This window comes from Edaphobacter sp. 12200R-103, assembly GCF_010093025.1.
Taxonomy (GTDB): domain Bacteria; phylum Acidobacteriota; class Terriglobia; order Terriglobales; family Acidobacteriaceae; genus Edaphobacter.
Genome location: NZ_CP048114.1, coordinates 702003 through 718228, shown reverse-complemented (window position 1 = coordinate 718228; position 16226 = coordinate 702003). Strand labels below are relative to the sequence as shown.

Genomic DNA, 16226 nt, shown 5'->3' with positions numbered 1-16226 from the left:
TATTCGCGCAAAGCGCGAACGGTACCAACCCAGACTCAGCAAGAAGCAAAATCCTCACCCGCTTCTCATCCACTCACGCCAGGCGCGTCGCCGATATCGGCTTGAGTGGCCATAAGGAGACCGATTCCAGAGAGTCCTGCCCTTCCCATCGCAGCAGGGCATCCTGCACGGCGCCTTCGTAGTAGAAGCGTTTCGTCCAGGCGATTCGCTCGCTCACAATCAGCTCAATCACCGAGCTATCGATGTGAAGGCGAATCTCAATGGTCTCTCTCTCCTCTATAGACAGCTTCAGCGGTCTTGCATCGATAAAGATCTTATCCGGGTAGGACGGGTCGAATTCGACCTCAATCCATCTCTCTTTCGAGCGGTCACCTTCGATCACCAGCTTGAACGGGGCCATCTTCCGTCTGGTCCGGTAGATCGCTTCCCCACAGCAGCCCTTGATCCTGACCGTCGTCCTCTCTTTTCCGCGCAGCCGCAATTCCTGACCTCGCAGCGCATCTGCGGAGTCTGCCACTTTGTAACGCAGGGTGCCGTCCGCAGCCAGAGACATCACCCTCGGAAGCGACATCATACCCGCCCATCCGGCGCTCTTATATTGAGCAACCGGGCGTGACTCCTGGATCCATCCCCAGAGAATGCGGTTCCCACTGGCGTCCAGTTGAGTTTTGGGGGCGTAATAGCTTCCATAGTCCAGAATCCCCATCTGCTCCGGCGTAAACGTCAGCGTCTCACTATCGAACTGGCCGGTCTGCCAGAACGCCTTCCCCATCGTGGAGAACAGAAGTACGTGTCGATCCCCCAGGGAGAAAAACTCCGGGCACTCCCAGACATCCCATGGGATATAAGCCTCAAAAGATGGTTCTCGCTGAGCGAAGACCTTCACAAACTCCCATGATCGCAGGTCCTTCGAGCGATACAGAAGTATGGCTCCACCAATATCGGGAAAGCCGGAAGCGATCGGCGTATACCACCAGTCTCCCTGCCTCCAGGGAGACGGATCGCGAAAGCCATTTACCTGCATTCCCACAGGAGGCGTCGCGATCACCGGTTCGGCGACCTTAGTAAAGCTGGAAAGCTCTTCGTCATTCGCAAAGGCAATGCATTGCGTCTCGCGCAAAGAGGAATCCTTGATCGTTGCATCCCTTAACAGGGACTTCTTCACGCCGGTGTACATCATTCCTACTCTGCCATCCTGGACAAAAGCGGTCCCGCTGAAGACTCCCTCCTCATCGGGTCCACCCGGCGTAGGAGCGATTGCCACCGCCATATGCCTCCAGTGAATCATGTCCTCACTGACGGCATGATCCCAGTGCATATCTCCCCAGATCGCAGCATTCGGGTTGTATTGGAAAAACATGTGGTACTTGCCCTTCCAATAGATTGGGCCGTTAGGATCGTTCATCCAGTTCTTCGCGGGAAGCAGATGGTATTGAGGACGGAGCGGATCCTGAGATAACGGAACAGGCAGAGAAGCGGTCGCGGACTCCGAAGCTCCCAGATCGCCGGCGACGCCGGCAAGCGTTGCGGCGCCGGCCATGTTCAGAAGAAATTTGCGACGACTTTTACTTACCATTCCAATAACCTGTCATCCCTGTTGATCCGGCTCGCCAATTATCCCTGCCGCTTGGGGTTGGTGCAACCGCATCCATTGCTTCCTAATAACTCGGAGCGATTCGAGCCGGGTGCCCCATCTTCGGGCGGCTTCATCGCGCCTAAGGTGGGTTCAGACGAGTTTCCCTCCATCGCTTACCATAGAAACAGACATTGATAGAGTTCTGGAAGAATGGTTGGCGAATTGCGCAGGAGATCCAGATCTAAGTCTAATATCTATAGTACTTTGCACATTTTTATAGAGGAGGAGGGCTATGGCGGAGAAACAGGAGACCAGGGTGGAAGCTCCTGCCGATTTCAATTCCTTCCTCGGCAACAGCTCCGCCGTCGAGCATCTTCGGACGGCGGTAGCAGCGGGACGATTCCCCCACGCCCTCATTCTCGCTGGGCCGCGAGGAGCGGGCAAATACACGCTCGCCCTCATGCTTGCCATGGCCATCGAGTGCGAGCGTCAGCCGCGCGAGCTTCACTCCTACAATCCAGCCCTGGGGTCCAACGGACAGTCTCTCGCCAGCTTCTGCGGCAGATGCCGCAACTGCACCCGCATCGCCACCGCCTTTGCTCTCGACGATGAGATCGACAAAGCCGTAGCCGCCCGCGAAGAGCTTCGCGAGGTCGATAAAAAAGAGACCCGCGTTCTCATTCAGCCTCATCCCGACGTCCTCATCATTCCGCCCGATCCCCCTCAGCTTCTCATCAAGCTCGGCCAGGTGCGCACTCTCATCCAGAGCGCCAACTATCTTCCCGCCGAGGCGCCGAAGAAGGTATTTATCATTACCGCCTCCAGCTTCATGAAGGAGGCAGCCAACTCCCTCCTCAAGGTGCTTGAGGAGCCGCCCGCGACCGTACATATCATCCTGCTGGCGGAGAATCCCGGGGAGCTTCTACCCACCATCCGCTCCCGTGCCGCGCTTGTGCGCCTCGGCGCTCTGCCGGTCGAGGAGGTCGAGATGCTGCTCCGCGATCGCCGCTCCGACGTCCCGCCGAAACAGCGCACCCTCATCGCCCGCCTCGCCCAGGGAGCAGCGGGCCGAGCCCTCAGCTTCGATCTTCAGGGGTATACTGCGGCCCGCGCCGACGCTATGCTTCTTCTCCGACAGGCAACCACGGAGCCGGACCACACCGCACTCTTCAAGATGACGGAGACCTACCGCGCCGGAGCCGAGGGTCAGCAGAAGACCACCGAACTCCTCCGCACCCTGACACTTCTGCTGGAAGACATTCTCCTCATCCAGTCTGGAACTCCGGAGCTGGTCCGCAATACCGACCTTCGCGCAGAGCTCGAGCGCATCGCCCAATCGGTCTCCTTCCAGTGGATTGAGCAGGCCTCCCGTTCCATCGACCAGGTCTGGAGCGGAATGCGCCGCAACCTCCTGCGCTCGCTCTCACTCGATTCCTTCGCGGGCCAGCTCGCCGCAACGGCCGGGCAGATTTAAATGCCGTAGTCCTGGTGCTGCGAGCGTAAACGGATCACTTCTCGCGCGCCGCCTTCTGCAGGCGGTCGCGAATCGCCTCACCGATTCCCCCGAACTCCGGCACCGGGCAGACGATCACGGTTGCATCCGCGTCATCCAGCTCGCGCAACCCGGCAAACAAACGTCGCGCAAGCACCTCTCCCTTTGTCCACGGTCCCCAGCGGAAGATCAAGGGAGCAGTGGAAGCATTCCAGCCATCCGGCAGCATGACACCGATCTCCGCCTTTGAGTCTCCGAGCCGGTCGATCGTCTCCACCAGCCGCTGTTCCAGCGGGACGCTCTCTTCCCCAGCTACGTTTACCAGGACCAGTCTCGCCCGCGGAGCGTAGTGCCGAATCCCCACTCCCGGCGAGGGCAGACTCTCCGGCGCGCCCTGTAGCTCCGCCGGACGAAACATCTTCACCCTACTGGCACCGAGCACCCGCTCCAGTGCCTCCTTCGAGACTCCGCCGGGCCGATAGATCAGCCAGCCGGAATTATCCTCTGCGGGCCCGATCACGGTCGATTCAAGCCCCACGTGGGTTGGCCCTCCGTCCAAAACCGCGTCGATGCGGCCATCCAGGTCCTCAAACACGTGAGCCGCGGTCGTCGGACTCGTCCGCCCGAAGCGGTTCGCGCTCGGAGCGGCAATCGGAACTCCGGCGTGGCGAATAAGCTCCAGAGCCAGAGGATGCGCCGGCATCCTCACACCAACCAACGACCGACCTGCCGTGACCAAATCCGGCACAGTCGCTTTCCGTGGAAGCAGTAAGGTCAGTGGCCCCGGCCAGAACGCCTCCATCAGCCGTCCGGCCTCGTTGGAAACTTCCGCTATCTGATCTACCATCCCACGGTCGCTGACATGCGCGATGACCGGGTCCCAGCCGGGCCGCTCCTTGGCAGCGAATATCTTCGCAACCGCAACAGGATCAAGAGCATTCGCTCCCAGACCGTAGACGGTCTCGGTCGGGAACGCGGCCGTTCCTCCGCTACGCAGAATCTCTGCGGCGCGTACAATTCCCTGCTCGCCTGTAAGGCGCTCTGTTTTTCCACCGGCCATATCTCCATCCTATCGTCGCAAGCGGCCTCGGAACGGCCGTATACTCACTTCATGGCGAATGCTGAGATTGAACTCAAGCTCCCCATCACCGATCCACAATCTCTTCAATCGCGGCTTCGCGAGTTGGGATTCCATCTACAGACGCCACGCACCTTCGAACACAATACGCTCTACGACACGCCTTCGCGCGAGCTGCGGTCCCGCACCGAGATTCTTCGGATACGTCAGTATGGTGACACCTACACCGTGACGCACAAAGGCCTCGCGGATCCTCAGAGTGCACCCAGCTCTTCGCGCTACAAGGTACGAATCGAGACCGAAACCACGCTTGGCGATGGAGAGGCCCTGGCCTCCATCTTCGAACGCCTCGGATATCAGCCGGTCTTCACCTACGAGAAGTACCGCACCGAGTGGTCTGACGGCTCCGAGCCCTCAGGCCATGTAGTCGTCGACGAAACCCCCATCGGGAACTATGCGGAGATTGAAGGACCGATCGACTGGATCGATCGCACGCTAACTGCTCTCCATATCGATCCGGCAACCTGCATCACCGACAGCTACGGAACGCTCTTCCTCAACTGGAAACAACGTACCGGAAGCTCTGCCGAAAATCTTACGTTTGCCGAGATTCCAGCTCCTGTCATGGCCGCGCATTAAAGCGGAAGCCTTTTCCTGCCGATACAGTCTCTGAAATTCAATTTTCGGAGGCACTCCTTTGTTACTCTCTCGCCGTTCTCTCTGCTCGCTCTTCCTCTTAGCCCTGCTGGCAGCTAGTTCCAGCACCGTTCTGGCTGCGGGACGCCGCACGGTTGTCAGCAAGGTCGCTCCTGTTTATCCCGAGATCGCACGTCGCATGCATGTCGGGGGCGTCGTTGTGCTTCAGTTGACGGTTGCTCCGGATGGCTCCGTGACCGACGCCAAGGTGGAATCGGGCCATGCCCTGCTGGGTAACGCCGCGCAGGAGGCCGTGCGCCGCTGGCGCTTCGAGCCCGCAGCGGATACCACCAGCATGACGGTGGACGTGAACTTCAATGCCCAGTAAGCGTTCGTCGGAGTCCGACGGCCAACCTCAATTTCAACTTCACTCTGCGACGGGAAGACTCATGAAACTCGAACAGAAACTTGGCCTGGCGACAGGCGCTCTGATCTTCGCCATGCTCCTAAGCGCCTTTACGGCAACCATGCGGATCCAGGAGGCGAATCGCCTCGCCGCCAGCGCCACGACCCAGCATATTCCGATCAATTCGGCAACGCGCGATCTCCGGCTGCAGATGCTCTACAGCATCCATGCGCTCGAGTCGTACATGCTGTTCGGCATTGACCCAACTTCGTCGGCCACATTCCGTCACGCCCGCAAGCAGTACCTATCCCAGGCAGACGACTCGATGGCGAAGCTTACGAAATATGCCGACGGCAACAACCTGGGCTACGACACCACGCGCATCCATGAGATCGCATCCGGACTGGCCTCGCTAAAGTCTCTCGAAGAGAAGGTGGAACAGCTCAACGAGACTAAAACCTCGCAGGGCACTGCGCAGGCCTACGACATCTTCCAGAACCAGGTGCTTCCGCTTGAGAAGTCGATGTTCTCGATGACTGGCGACCTTGGCGATTCCCAGATGACGCAGGCCGATATGGAGATCGCGCAGCTGCAGCACGCGAACAGCTCGACGCTATGGACCCTCTGGATCGCGACCATCATCGGTGCTCTCGTGGGTGGCTGCATCTCGTTCATGCTGTCTCGCCGCATTACCCGCTCCATCGATCTCGTCGCTGAACGAGCGGATGCTATCGCAGGTGGGGACCTGACCGGAGATGAGCTGAGTCATCTGTACGGTAGTGACCAGATCGGCACACTCGCCCGCGCCATGCAGAAGATGCAGTCGAACCTCAGCTCCATCATCGGGACAGTCGTTGAGACGGCAGGCGCGCTGACAGGAAGCACAGCCTCCATGCGCTCCGCCTCCGATCAGATCCATCGCCGGATCGACCAGCAGAGTCAGCAGACACAACAGGCTGCCACGGCCATGCAGGAGATGTCGGCCTCGATCGCCGAGGTCTCGCGCCATACGCAGTCTGCCGCAGAGACAGCTCGCAGCGCGGCACAGACGGCGCGCGATGGCGGCGATATCGTCAAACAGGTGCTCGGCTCCATGCACTCCATCGCCTCTGCCGTGAGCGAAACCTCATCGACGGTGGGCCTGCTGGGTGAGGACTCCAAGCGCATCTCGCAGATCGTTACTGTGATCGACGAGATCGCCCGCAAGACCAACCTTCTGGCTCTCAACGCCGCGATTGAGGCGGCCCGCGCCGGCGATCACGGACGTGGATTCGCCGTTGTCGCCGGCGAAGTTCGCCGCCTGGCCGAGAGCACGGCCCAGGCTACTGGTGAGATCGCAACCATGATCCAGGAGATCCAGGACCGCACCCGTGTCGCAATCTCCAGCATGGAGAGCGGCACCGGCACCGTGCAGCAGGGCGTGTTGACTACCAACCAGGCCGGCGAGGCGCTCGAGCGCATCATCGGAATGGCGGAGCGCGTGGACAAGATGATCACCCAGATTGCAATTGCAGCTTCGCAACAGGCAGCCGCGGCCGACCAGTCGTCGGCGAGCCTGGACTCCATCCACTCGCTCAGCAACGAGAACCTTGCAGGTATGGCAACCACCGCCTCAGGGATCGAGTCGCTGCGCACAACCGCCGTCACGCTGGAAGAGCAGGTGGATCGCTTCCGCCTGCAGTCCAACACGGTAAAGATGGCACGTCCCGGCAGTGTATTAACAGTGCAACCGAACCACGCCGCACAGGCGGCATAAACATCCAAACTGCAACACCAACAGGAAGGGCCTGCCGCAACGGCAGGCCCTTCTGGCTTGTGCAGCAAACAGATCAGAAGATTTGGAAGTTGACCTCGACGTTTAATTCCACCAGGACTGGCTTGCCGTTCTCCATCGCCGGTTTGAAGCGATATTGCTTTACAGCCTCGACCGCCTTTTCGTCCAGGCCCATGCCGACGCCGCGAATAACGCGAACGTGGCTAGGAAGACCATTGGTGTCGACCCAAAGGTTCACCAACACGTTTCCAGCGACCTTGGCCTTACGAGCCTCTTCGGAGAACTCAGGTTCTACTGAATAGATCAGCTGAGGCGCAGAGACGCCGCCACCAATTCGCTTGGGGCCGCCTCCGGTATTTCCGCCTGAACCCGGTCCGATGCCCGAGCCATTGCCCGAACCCAGACCTGTGCCTGAGCCGTTCCCCATCGACATCCCGACCAGCGGCGAGTTCGCCACGCCGATCTGGGGAATGCTCGAAGCCATGTGAACATCCTTCTGGACCTCGACCGTAGGCTCAATCTTAATCTTCGGTTCCTGCAGCGGAGGAGCCTTGGGAGGAACGATCTGCGTCTCCGCGAACTTCGGCGGAGTGCCTTTGGTTACCGGAGTAGGTCCGCGCTGACCGCCGCCACCGCCCATGGACTTCGCCTTCATCGGGGCAAGCGGTGGAATCGTCACATTGGTCAATTCCGGCTGTTTTACTGGAGCCGCGAACGGAACCTTCTTGTGGACCAGCCACGCAAACATTAGGAAGAGCAACGCATAGATAGCAATGGCGCTTCCGGTCGCCTTGGGATCCTGCTTTGCTTTCAGAAGATCCGGAACCGCGATCGGTTTGGACTCCAGCACCAGCGGTGGAAGCTTCTTGGGGAAGAAGACATCCATGATGCTGTTCTTCAGCGAGGTGAAGACGCCCTCTTCTTCAATAACGAGATCCGATTCGACCGGTTTCGACTCAAGCTGGAGAGGAGCCTGCTTTACCGGGTTGAAGAGATCGCGCAGGTTCGCAATGAGCGAAGCCCACATCGAGCCTTCCGTCTCTTCGTTCAGCTTCGGAGCATCCGCCAGCGGATGCAGGTTCGGACCTGCTTCCCGGGTCTCCTCATCCGTTGAATTCAGCCAAGTATTCGCCATTTATGCTGCTGTGCCTCGACGCTGCAAGAAGGTCTGTTCCATCTTGCAGCCGCTATTCCCGGGAAATCAAACCATCTCCCATCTCTGCCGGTCTGCGCCGACTTGTTCCATCTCTACCGCGAAGGCAGGGCAACTGGCTCCGGGAACATTCTACAAAGATTCGCCCCGTTACGCTCGTCTCATTGGACGCGCATCCCCGTCTGATTGTCTCGTAATTCTAGGGGGGAGTTTCATCCTGTCTCTTTTCGATTCCGGGCGCCGGTGCGTCTGCGACTCCGTCACATAGGCTGGCCCAGATACAATAGATATTGATCGGACCCCGAAAAGCGAGCCAAAGGAAACAATGCCGGACGTAACTGCGAGCAAGCCCGAGAACACCCAGACCGAACCTCAGGCAAAGCCCCTGAAGTCAACCCTGAATCTGCCCCAGACCTCCTTCGCCATGAAGGCCAACCTTCCGGTCAACGAGCCCATTCGCCTGGAAGCCTGGCAGAAACAGGACCTTTACGGGCAGATCCGGTCAGCCCGCGCCGGCTCCCCGAAGTACATCCTGCACGATGGACCTCCCTACGCCAACGGTGCAATCCATCTGGGCCATGCGCTGAACAAATGCATCAAGGACTTCGTCGTCAAGACCAAGACCATGGCCGGTTTCGATTCCCCTTACGTTCCCGGATGGGACTGCCATGGCCTTCCCATTGAGATCAAGGTAGATGAGCAACTGGGCCGCAAAAAGCTGGAGATGGACCCGCTCGCCGTCCGGAAGGCCTGCCGCGAGTACGCCCAGAAGTACGTGGACCTGCAGCGGTCGCAGTTTGAGCGCATTGGGGTCTTCGGCCGATGGGGCTCACCGTACCTCACGATGTCGCATGCCTACGAGGCTGCCATCATTGAGACCTTCTACAGCTTTTTCGAAAATGATTTTGTCTACAAAGGTCTGAAGCCGGTCTACTGGTGCGTCCACGACAGAACAGCGCTGGCAGAGGCTGAGATCGAGTATGAGATGCACACCTCGCCCTCGATCTATGTGCGCTACGCCCTTACCAGCGATCCGGCAGCCATAGATTCCTCGCTGACGGGCCTTCCGGTCTATACCATCATCTGGACCACGACCCCCTGGACGCTCCCCGCATCCCTCGCCGTTGCCTTTAACCCGGAGTTGGACTACGTTGCCCTGAAAAACACCGATGACAACGTCTATATCGTCGCCGAAGCCCTCGCGGAGCCGACTCGCCAGGCCTGCAGCCTGACCGAGGCAAAGGAAATCTCCCGCTTCAAGGGCGACCGGCTGGATCGCGTCACTTTCCAGCATCCATTTCTGGATCGCGAAATCCTCGGTGTCAACGCCGACTACGTCACCACCGAGCAGGGTACCGGAGCCGTCCACACCGCGCCAGCGCACGGCCCGGACGACTTCGCCACCGGCAGCCGCTATGGTCTGCCCCAGACCTGCGATGTGGACGGCTCTGGCCGGCTCCGCAACGGTTTGCCCGAGTACGATGGTCTGCAGGTCTTCAAAGCCAATCCTGCCATCGTCGAGCTGGTCCGCTCGCGTGGCGCTCTGATGGGTTTCAGTGAGATCAATCACTCCTACCCGCACTGCTGGCGTTGCCATAATCCCGTCATCTTCCGCGCTACGGAACAGTGGTTCATCTCGATGGAGACGCCGATGCAGAATCCGGATGGCTCCTTAACCACCTTCCGTCAGCGCACACTCGATGAGATCGCCCACGTGAAGTGGGATCCGGCTTGGGGACAGGAGCGCATCTCCAACATGATCGCCACCCGGCCCGACTGGACCATCTCGCGCCAGCGCATCTGGGGCGTTCCCATCGCGGTCTTCCTGTGTGAGAAGTGTCATACTCCCCTGAACGATAAAGCGGTCAACACGAGCATCGTTGAGCTGTTCCACAAAGAGGGCGCCGATGCCTGGTATGCCAACGACGTCTCTACGCTGCTCCCAGCCGGGACCGCCTGCGCCACGTGCGGAGGCACGGCGTTCCGCAAGGAAATGGACATCCTCGATGTCTGGTTCGAGTCCGGAGCAAGCTGGCATGCCGTGCTCGACGTCGAGCCGGAGCTGCGCTGGCCCGCCGATCTCTACACCGAAGGCGGCGACCAGCACCGCGGCTGGTTTCACTCCTCCATCCTGACTTCCGTCGCAGTGCGAGGAAAAGCGCCCTACAGGATGGTCGCCACCTCAGGCTGGACTCTGGACGAGCAGGGCCGCGCGTTTTCGAAATCCCTCGGCAACGGCGTCGATCCAGTCGACATCGCCAAGCGTCTGGGCGGCGAGATCGTCCGCCTGTGGGTCGCCTCCGTCGACTTCCGCGAAGACGTCGCCGCCAGCGAAAACCTGATGCAGCGCGTCAGCGACAACTACCGCAAGCTGCGCAACACCTTCCGGTTCCTGTTGGGCAACCTGCACGACTTTGACCCAGCTACGAATGCTCAGCGCGATTTTGCAAAGCTGGAACCGCTGGACCAGTACATTCTCGCTAGGCTGGCCGACTTGGACAGGAAAATCCGCCGAGCCTATAACGAGTTCGAGTTCCACCGCGCCTACCACGCGCTGAATGAGTTTACGAACACTGACCTGAGCGCGCTCTACCTCGACGTCCTCAAGGATCGCCTCTACACCTTTGCCCCCAATCACCCGGCACGCCGCAGCGCCCAGACTGCGCTCTGGCATATCGCCGAAGTTCTTACCCGACTGGTTGCTCCCATCCTCAGCTTCACCGCAGATGAGGTCTGGCAGGCGCTGCCGAAGGTCGAAGGACGTGAGGCCAGTGTCCACCTGGCGCTCTTCCTGAACATCAATGACCTTGGGCTAACCAGCCTCCGGCAGATTGAGGAGGACTGGAAGCGACTGCTTGGGATCCGCGCCATCGCGATGAAGGCCTTGGAAGAGGGCCGGAATGAGAAGCTGATCGGCAAGGCACTGGAGGCTTCGCTCGAGATCCTTACTGCAGATCTGGATGAGTCCTCGTGCGAGTTGCTGAAGCGCTACGAATCCAGCCTGCCAGAGCTGATGAACGTGTCCTCGGTCACGCTCAAAGACACCTCCGACAATGCTATGGAGATCACCACCGGAATTCTGGCAAAGGTGGCGACAGGAACCAAGTGTGAGCGCTGCTGGCGCTACACCAACGATGTCGGCGACGATACAAAATACCCCACCGTCTGCCTGCGCTGTGCCGATGCTCTTGCCGCCATCAGGTATCCTCCTTATGCAGCTCAAAAGAATGCAGAGTAGACGGTATTGCTTAAGGGCCACGGCTTTAGCCGTGCCAACAAATAACACAGAAGAGAGGGGCTTCGGCCCCTGAGGTCCCCTTTCTGAGCCTGCGAACTGCAGCAACAAACGAATTCTTCTCGATGGAGTAAGACGAGACCGATGTCCGAGCGCTACGAGTATCCGCCGACCGAGTTCGACCCCAAGCCCCGTCAGCCTGCGAACCGGAGGAACTTTTACTTCCCTCTCCTACTTGCGCTCTCGGCCTTCGTCGCCATCGCTGACCACGTCAGCAAGAAATTCATCACCCACCGGTTGCCCGTAGGCCGCTCGCACACGGTAATCCCTGGCATCCTCAACATCACCCACGTCCTCAACACGGGCGCTGCGTTCAGCTTCCTCGCCGACACCGCCTCGCCGGACCTGGTTCGCCGAGGACTCATTCTGTTCTCGGTCGCCGCCGTCGTGGTGGTCGGCATGATGCTGATGCGTTCCTGCCGCTGCCTCAACCTTACCTGCATCGCTCTGGCGCTCATCCTCGGCGGAGCCGTCGGCAACCTGTACGATCGCGTCGTCTATCACTACGTCATCGACTTCATCGGCTTCCACCTGGGCCCCTACCACTGGCCCGACTTCAACTTTGCCGATTCAGCCATCGTGATCGGAGCCTGCCTGCTGATGATCGAGATCATTCGACCCCAGCCGGAAGACGGTAAAGCTTCAACATAAAACCCAGCCGTCATTCGTAACTTCATGGTGATATCCTCTCCGCGAGAACGAGGGAGGCGATATGAGCAACCAAGCATGGCCAGAGCTACCCTGGAGCGCATGGTCTGACACGGCGGACACCCTGCACATGTGGACGCAGATCGTCGGCAAGACGCGCCTCGCGCTTACTCCGCTGCAGAATCATTGGTGGAACGTTCCTCTCTATGTCACGGCACGCGGCCTGGGAACCTCGGCGATGGAATACCAGAACGACGTTCTCGACATCGAGTTCGACTTCCTCGAGCATGTGCTGCGCATGCGCCTGGGATCAGGAAAGAACGAGTCCCTCGCGTTGAAACCGATGTCGGTCGCCGATTTCTACAGGGAGTACCTCCGATGCCTGGACTCTCTTCAAGTCTCCGTAGAGATATGGCCGATGCCGGTAGAAGTGCAAAACCCCATCCGCTTCGATCAGGACACGGTGCATCACGCCTATGATGCGGAGTATGCGCATCGTTTCTGGCAGGTGCTTCGCCACACGGAAAAGGTATTTCGCGCCTGGGCGCCGGGATTTCTGGGAAAGGTAAGCCCCATTCACTTCTTCTGGGGGAGCTTTGACTTTGCAGTCACGCGGTTCTCCGGCCGGGCCGCACCGCCGCGCGAGGGCGCCGATTCCATCCAGCGGGAGGCCTACTCGCATGAAGTTATCTCGGCCGGCTTCTGGCCTGGAAACGGTGGATATGGCGAAGCAGCCTTCTACTGCTATGCTGCTCCCGTGCCCGGTGGCCTCTCGGAAAAGAAGATCCTTCCCTCCGCGGCGTTCTGGGACAACAACCTTGGAGAGTTCGTCTTCAAATACGACGATATGCGCCGCCAGCCCTCACCCGACGATGCCCTGCTCGAGTTCATCCAGAGCGCCTATGATGCCGCAGCAGATTCGGCAAAGTGGGACAGGGCATCTCTGGAACGAAGACCGCCAAATCCATAGACTCTTTCTTCTTCAATAACATAGGGAGCCACAGCCACCACCTCTCTTCTCTCGCGTACAGCCGTTAACTCGCGCTCAGCGCCCAAATGCCTGAAAATAGAAGTTTGGCCATGAGCACTCAGACGCCCGAACAGAACCAGAACCAGATCACCATCCGCGGAGCCCGAACCCACAACCTGAAGGGCGTCGATGTGGACATTCCCCACAATGCCCTCACGGTCGTCTCCGGGGTTTCGGGATCTGGTAAATCCTCCCTCGCCTTCGACACCGTCTATGCGGAAGGCCAGCGCCGCTACGTCGAATCGCTCTCTGCCTACGCCCGCCAGTTCCTTGAGCGCATCGAGAAGCCCGACGTCGATCACATCGATGGCCTCGCCCCGGCGATCGCCATCAAGCAAAAGAACCAGACGCGCAACCCGCGATCCACCGTCGCCACTGCAACCGAGATCTACGACTACCTGCGTCTGCTCTACGCCCGCTGCGGCACGGTCACGTGCCTGCACTGCGGCGGCATCGTGAAGACCGACACCGTCGATGAGATCGTGGATGCTCTCTTTGCGCTGCCGGAGGGTGCCCGTGTCTACGCGCTCTTTCCAATCGTTCGGGCGGACATAAAGCTTGAGCCGATGCAGTCTTCCTCCACCGAGACTCCCCCTGAATCTCCGAAACCAAGAAAGACCGCAGCGAAAAAAGCGACGAAAGCCACAAAGCCAGCTCCGTCGCTCGATCTCACCGACTCGCTCAAGGAACGACTGACGGAGCTGCGCCGCCGCGGCTACAACCGCCTCTTTCAAAACGGTAGTGTCGTCGAGTTCTCCACCCCCGAGTCTCTGCTCGAACTGGACTTTTCGCAGCCCATCTTCGTCCTCGTCGACCGCCTCGCCCTCTCGCCCGAGATTCGTTCGCGCATCGTTGACGCCATCGAGACCGGCTACCGTGAATCCGGTGAAGTGCGCTTCCTCACGGTACCTCGTGAAGGCGAAGGTGAGCCTCGCACCCTGCGCTTCTCCTCGGCCTTCGAGTGCACCACCTGTCATCGCGCTTACCGCGAACCAGAACCGCGTCTCTTCTCCTTCAACAACCCTTATGGCGCCTGCCCGCGCTGCCAGGGCTTCGGCAACACTATCGACTTCGATCCCAACCTCATCATCCCCGACAAGTCGAAGACGCTCGCGCAGGGCGCAGTTGCCCCCTGGACCACGACCAAGTACCGCCCGCATCACACCGAGATGTTGCGTGCCGCCAAAGCCGCCGGAGTTCCCACCGATGTCCCCTGGTACGATCTGGCGCCGGAGCAGCAGCGCTTTATCGAAGACGGCTCCGGATCATTCCCCGGCATCCGTGGATTCTTCAACGCGCTTGAGCAGAAGAAGTACAAGCTGCACGTCCGCGTCTTTCTCTCAAAATATCGCGGCTACGCAACCTGCCCCGAATGCCGTGGCCAACGCTTGCGTGCAGAAGCCCGCGCCGTTCTCCTGAACGACAAGAACATCTGCGAAGTTGCCGCCCTTACTGTGATCGGCGCGCGAGACTTCTTCACTGCCCTCCGTCTCACTCCCTCGCAAACTGAGATCGCCGGCAAGATCCTCGAAGAGGTTCGCCAACGCATCCACTTCCTCGATCAGGTTGGACTCGACTACCTGACGCTCGACCGGCTCTCCTCTACGCTCTCCGGAGGCGAATCCCAACGGATTCAGCTTGCAACCTCGCTCGGCTCGCGCCTGGTCGGCGCACTCTATGTCCTCGACGAGCCCTCTATCGGCCTGCACACCCGCGATACCGCGCGCCTGATCCACATCATGGAAGAGCTGCGCGATCTTGGAAATACAATTCTCGTCGTCGAGCATGATCCCGACGTGATCCGTTCCGCCGACCATCTGCTGGACCTCGGCCCCGGCGCGGGTGAGCTTGGCGGGCAGCTGCTCGCCAGCGGAACGGTGGCTGAGGTCACGCGCAACCCAAACTCCATCACCGGCAAATACCTCTCGGGCCGTGCCTCCATTACTATTCCAAAACATCGACGCGAGCCCGGCCGCGAGCGTCTGAAGCTGACAGGTGCACGCATTCACAACCTGCGTGGAGTCGATGTTGAGATTCCCCTGAACATGCTCGTTTGCGTCACTGGAGTCTCCGGCTCCGGGAAATCCACACTGGTCCATCAGGTCCTGTACCGTGCACTCATTCAGGCACTGGGGCAGGAAGGCGCAAATGACGGTGTCGATCCTACCAATCTTTACCGAGAGATCTCGGGAACCCAGCACCTGAACGATGTTGTGCTCGTGGATCAGTCTCCGATCGGGCGCACCCCCCGCTCCAATCCCGTGACCTACATCAAAGCCTTCGACGATATCCGCGCTCTGTTCGCCGCACAGCCCGACGCCAAGCGCCGCGGCCTCACCGCCGGACACTTCTCCTTCAACGTTCCCGGCGGGCGTTGCGACGTCTGCGAAGGAGACGGCACGGTAACGGTGGAGATGCAGTTTCTTGCCGACGTCGAACTTCCTTGCGAAGAATGCAACGGGACACGCTACAAATCTTCTATCCTTGAGATTCGTTACAAGGGCAAAAACATTCATGATGTCCTGAACATGACCGTGAAAGAAGCCCTGGTCTATTTCGCCGGGCATCCCAAGATCGTGGATAAGCTCTACGTTCTCGACGAGGTTGGACTGGGCTACGTGCGCCTTGGCCAATCTGCCACCACTCTGTCGGGCGGCGAAGCGCAACGCGTCAAGCTCGCCTCGCATCTCGCGACAACACGTTCCGCCCTCAACCGTTCCAACGGCAACGAGGCCGCTGCAAAAGCCCGCAGCCGCACCCTCTATATCCTTGACGAACCTACCACCGGTCTGCACTTCGACGATGTCGCCAAACTCCTCGCAGCCTTCCGCAAACTGATCGACGGTGGCGGCTCACTGCTGGTCATCGAACACAATCTCGACGTCATCAAGTCTGCGGACTGGATTATTGACATGGGACCAGAGGGAGGCAGCCGTGGCGGTCAGGTCGTCGCCATCGGCACTCCCGAAGAGATCGCCGCTAACCCGGGCTCGCACACCGGCCACTGGCTCGCGCCCGTGCTCAAGCCGGTTGCTCCAGCACCGCATGCAGAAACAGTCGTGGCATAAGGCTTCGGTATCGCCTGCAGCGGTATTCCGCCATTCTGAACGCCGCGAAGAATCCGAGTGGTTTTTGCAG

Annotated in this window: 11 protein-coding genes; 8 read left to right on the top strand and 3 right to left on the bottom strand. The window is 59.7% G+C overall.

The window, feature by feature from the left end; genetic code table 11:
• Positions 1 to 73 precede the first annotated feature (73 nt).
• Complete coding sequence (locus GWR55_RS03025) at positions 74 to 1576, bottom strand: glycoside hydrolase family 32 protein (RefSeq protein WP_162400939.1); 1503 nt, start codon at positions 1574 to 1576, stop codon at positions 74 to 76.
• Between the two features lie 292 nt (positions 1577 to 1868).
• Between GWR55_RS03025 and GWR55_RS03020 the strand changes: the two genes are divergently transcribed.
• The gene (locus GWR55_RS03020) at positions 1869 to 3050 is read left to right on the top strand and encodes a DNA polymerase III subunit delta' (protein ID WP_162400938.1); all 1182 of its coding nucleotides are present in this window, start codon (positions 1869 to 1871) and stop codon (positions 3048 to 3050) included.
• A 34-nt stretch (positions 3051 to 3084) separates the two neighbouring features.
• On the opposite strand, the gene GWR55_RS03015 is transcribed toward GWR55_RS03020, so the two are convergent.
• Positions 3085 to 4128: an L-threonylcarbamoyladenylate synthase gene (locus GWR55_RS03015; RefSeq protein WP_162400937.1), complete on the bottom strand. Its 1044-nt coding sequence runs from the start codon at positions 4126 to 4128 to the stop codon at positions 3085 to 3087.
• 51 nt (positions 4129 to 4179) lie between these two features.
• Here GWR55_RS03015 and GWR55_RS03010 point away from each other — a divergent pair, with 51 nt between their 5' ends.
• The 3 genes from GWR55_RS03010 to GWR55_RS03000 all read left to right on the top strand — a co-directional run bounded on the left by GWR55_RS03010 (position 4180) and on the right by GWR55_RS03000 (position 6944).
• Complete coding sequence (locus tag GWR55_RS03010) at positions 4180 to 4785, top strand: class IV adenylate cyclase (protein ID WP_162400936.1); 606 nt, start codon at positions 4180 to 4182, stop codon at positions 4783 to 4785.
• Between the two features lie 58 nt (positions 4786 to 4843).
• On the top strand, positions 4844 to 5170 hold the full coding sequence (locus GWR55_RS19050) for an energy transducer TonB (RefSeq protein ID WP_202925574.1): 327 nt from the start codon (positions 4844 to 4846) through the stop codon (positions 5168 to 5170).
• Between the two features lie 61 nt (positions 5171 to 5231).
• Positions 5232 to 6944 (top strand): methyl-accepting chemotaxis protein, encoded by a 1713-nt coding sequence (locus GWR55_RS03000; RefSeq protein WP_162400935.1) that lies wholly within the window; start codon positions 5232 to 5234, stop codon positions 6942 to 6944.
• Between the two features lie 73 nt (positions 6945 to 7017).
• Here the strand turns inward: GWR55_RS03000 and GWR55_RS02995 are convergent, their stop codons facing one another.
• A complete protein-coding gene (locus GWR55_RS02995; RefSeq protein ID WP_238398603.1) occupies positions 7018 to 8097 on the bottom strand; it encodes an energy transducer TonB in 1080 nt (359 codons plus the stop codon).
• 343 nt (positions 8098 to 8440) lie between these two features.
• Here GWR55_RS02995 and ileS point away from each other — a divergent pair, with 343 nt between their 5' ends.
• The 4 genes from ileS (at position 8441) to uvrA (ending at position 16156) form a co-directional block, all read left to right on the top strand.
• Positions 8441 to 11353 carry an isoleucine--tRNA ligase gene (gene ileS / locus GWR55_RS02990; RefSeq protein WP_162400934.1) on the top strand — a complete coding sequence of 971 codons (2913 nt, stop codon included), beginning with the start codon at positions 8441 to 8443 and terminating at the stop codon, positions 11351 to 11353.
• A 141-nt stretch (positions 11354 to 11494) separates the two neighbouring features.
• On the top strand, positions 11495 to 12061 hold the full coding sequence (gene lspA, locus GWR55_RS02985; RefSeq protein ID WP_162400933.1) for a signal peptidase II: 567 nt from the start codon (positions 11495 to 11497) through the stop codon (positions 12059 to 12061).
• Between the two features lie 61 nt (positions 12062 to 12122).
• Positions 12123 to 13028 carry a DUF5996 family protein gene (locus GWR55_RS02980; protein ID WP_162400932.1) on the top strand — a complete coding sequence of 302 codons (906 nt, stop codon included), beginning with the start codon at positions 12123 to 12125 and terminating at the stop codon, positions 13026 to 13028.
• A 110-nt stretch (positions 13029 to 13138) separates the two neighbouring features.
• Positions 13139 to 16156 carry an excinuclease ABC subunit UvrA gene (gene uvrA, locus GWR55_RS02975; RefSeq protein ID WP_162400931.1) on the top strand — a complete coding sequence of 1006 codons (3018 nt, stop codon included), beginning with the start codon at positions 13139 to 13141 and terminating at the stop codon, positions 16154 to 16156.
• Positions 16157 to 16226 lie beyond the last annotated feature (70 nt).

Bases quoted from the DNA above. Each gene is read 5' to 3' on its own strand.
- GWR55_RS02995 (WP_238398603.1), bottom strand. From the start codon at position 8,097: ATGGCGAATACTTGGCTGAATTCAACGGATGAGGAGACCCGGGAAGCA.
- GWR55_RS03010 (WP_162400936.1), top strand. From the start codon at position 4,180: ATGGCGAATGCTGAGATTGAACTCAAGCTCCCCATCACCGATCCACAA.
- GWR55_RS03000 (WP_162400935.1), top strand. From the start codon at position 5,232: ATGAAACTCGAACAGAAACTTGGCCTGGCGACAGGCGCTCTGATCTTC.
- GWR55_RS03020 (WP_162400938.1), top strand. From the start codon at position 1,869: ATGGCGGAGAAACAGGAGACCAGGGTGGAAGCTCCTGCCGATTTCAAT.
- ileS (WP_162400934.1), top strand. From the start codon at position 8,441: ATGCCGGACGTAACTGCGAGCAAGCCCGAGAACACCCAGACCGAACCT.
- GWR55_RS02980 (WP_162400932.1), top strand. From the start codon at position 12,123: ATGAGCAACCAAGCATGGCCAGAGCTACCCTGGAGCGCATGGTCTGAC.
- GWR55_RS03025 (WP_162400939.1), bottom strand. From the start codon at position 1,576: ATGGTAAGTAAAAGTCGTCGCAAATTTCTTCTGAACATGGCCGGCGCC.
- uvrA (WP_162400931.1), top strand. From the start codon at position 13,139: ATGAGCACTCAGACGCCCGAACAGAACCAGAACCAGATCACCATCCGC.
- GWR55_RS03015 (WP_162400937.1), bottom strand. From the start codon at position 4,128: ATGGCCGGTGGAAAAACAGAGCGCCTTACAGGCGAGCAGGGAATTGTA.
- lspA (WP_162400933.1), top strand. From the start codon at position 11,495: ATGTCCGAGCGCTACGAGTATCCGCCGACCGAGTTCGACCCCAAGCCC.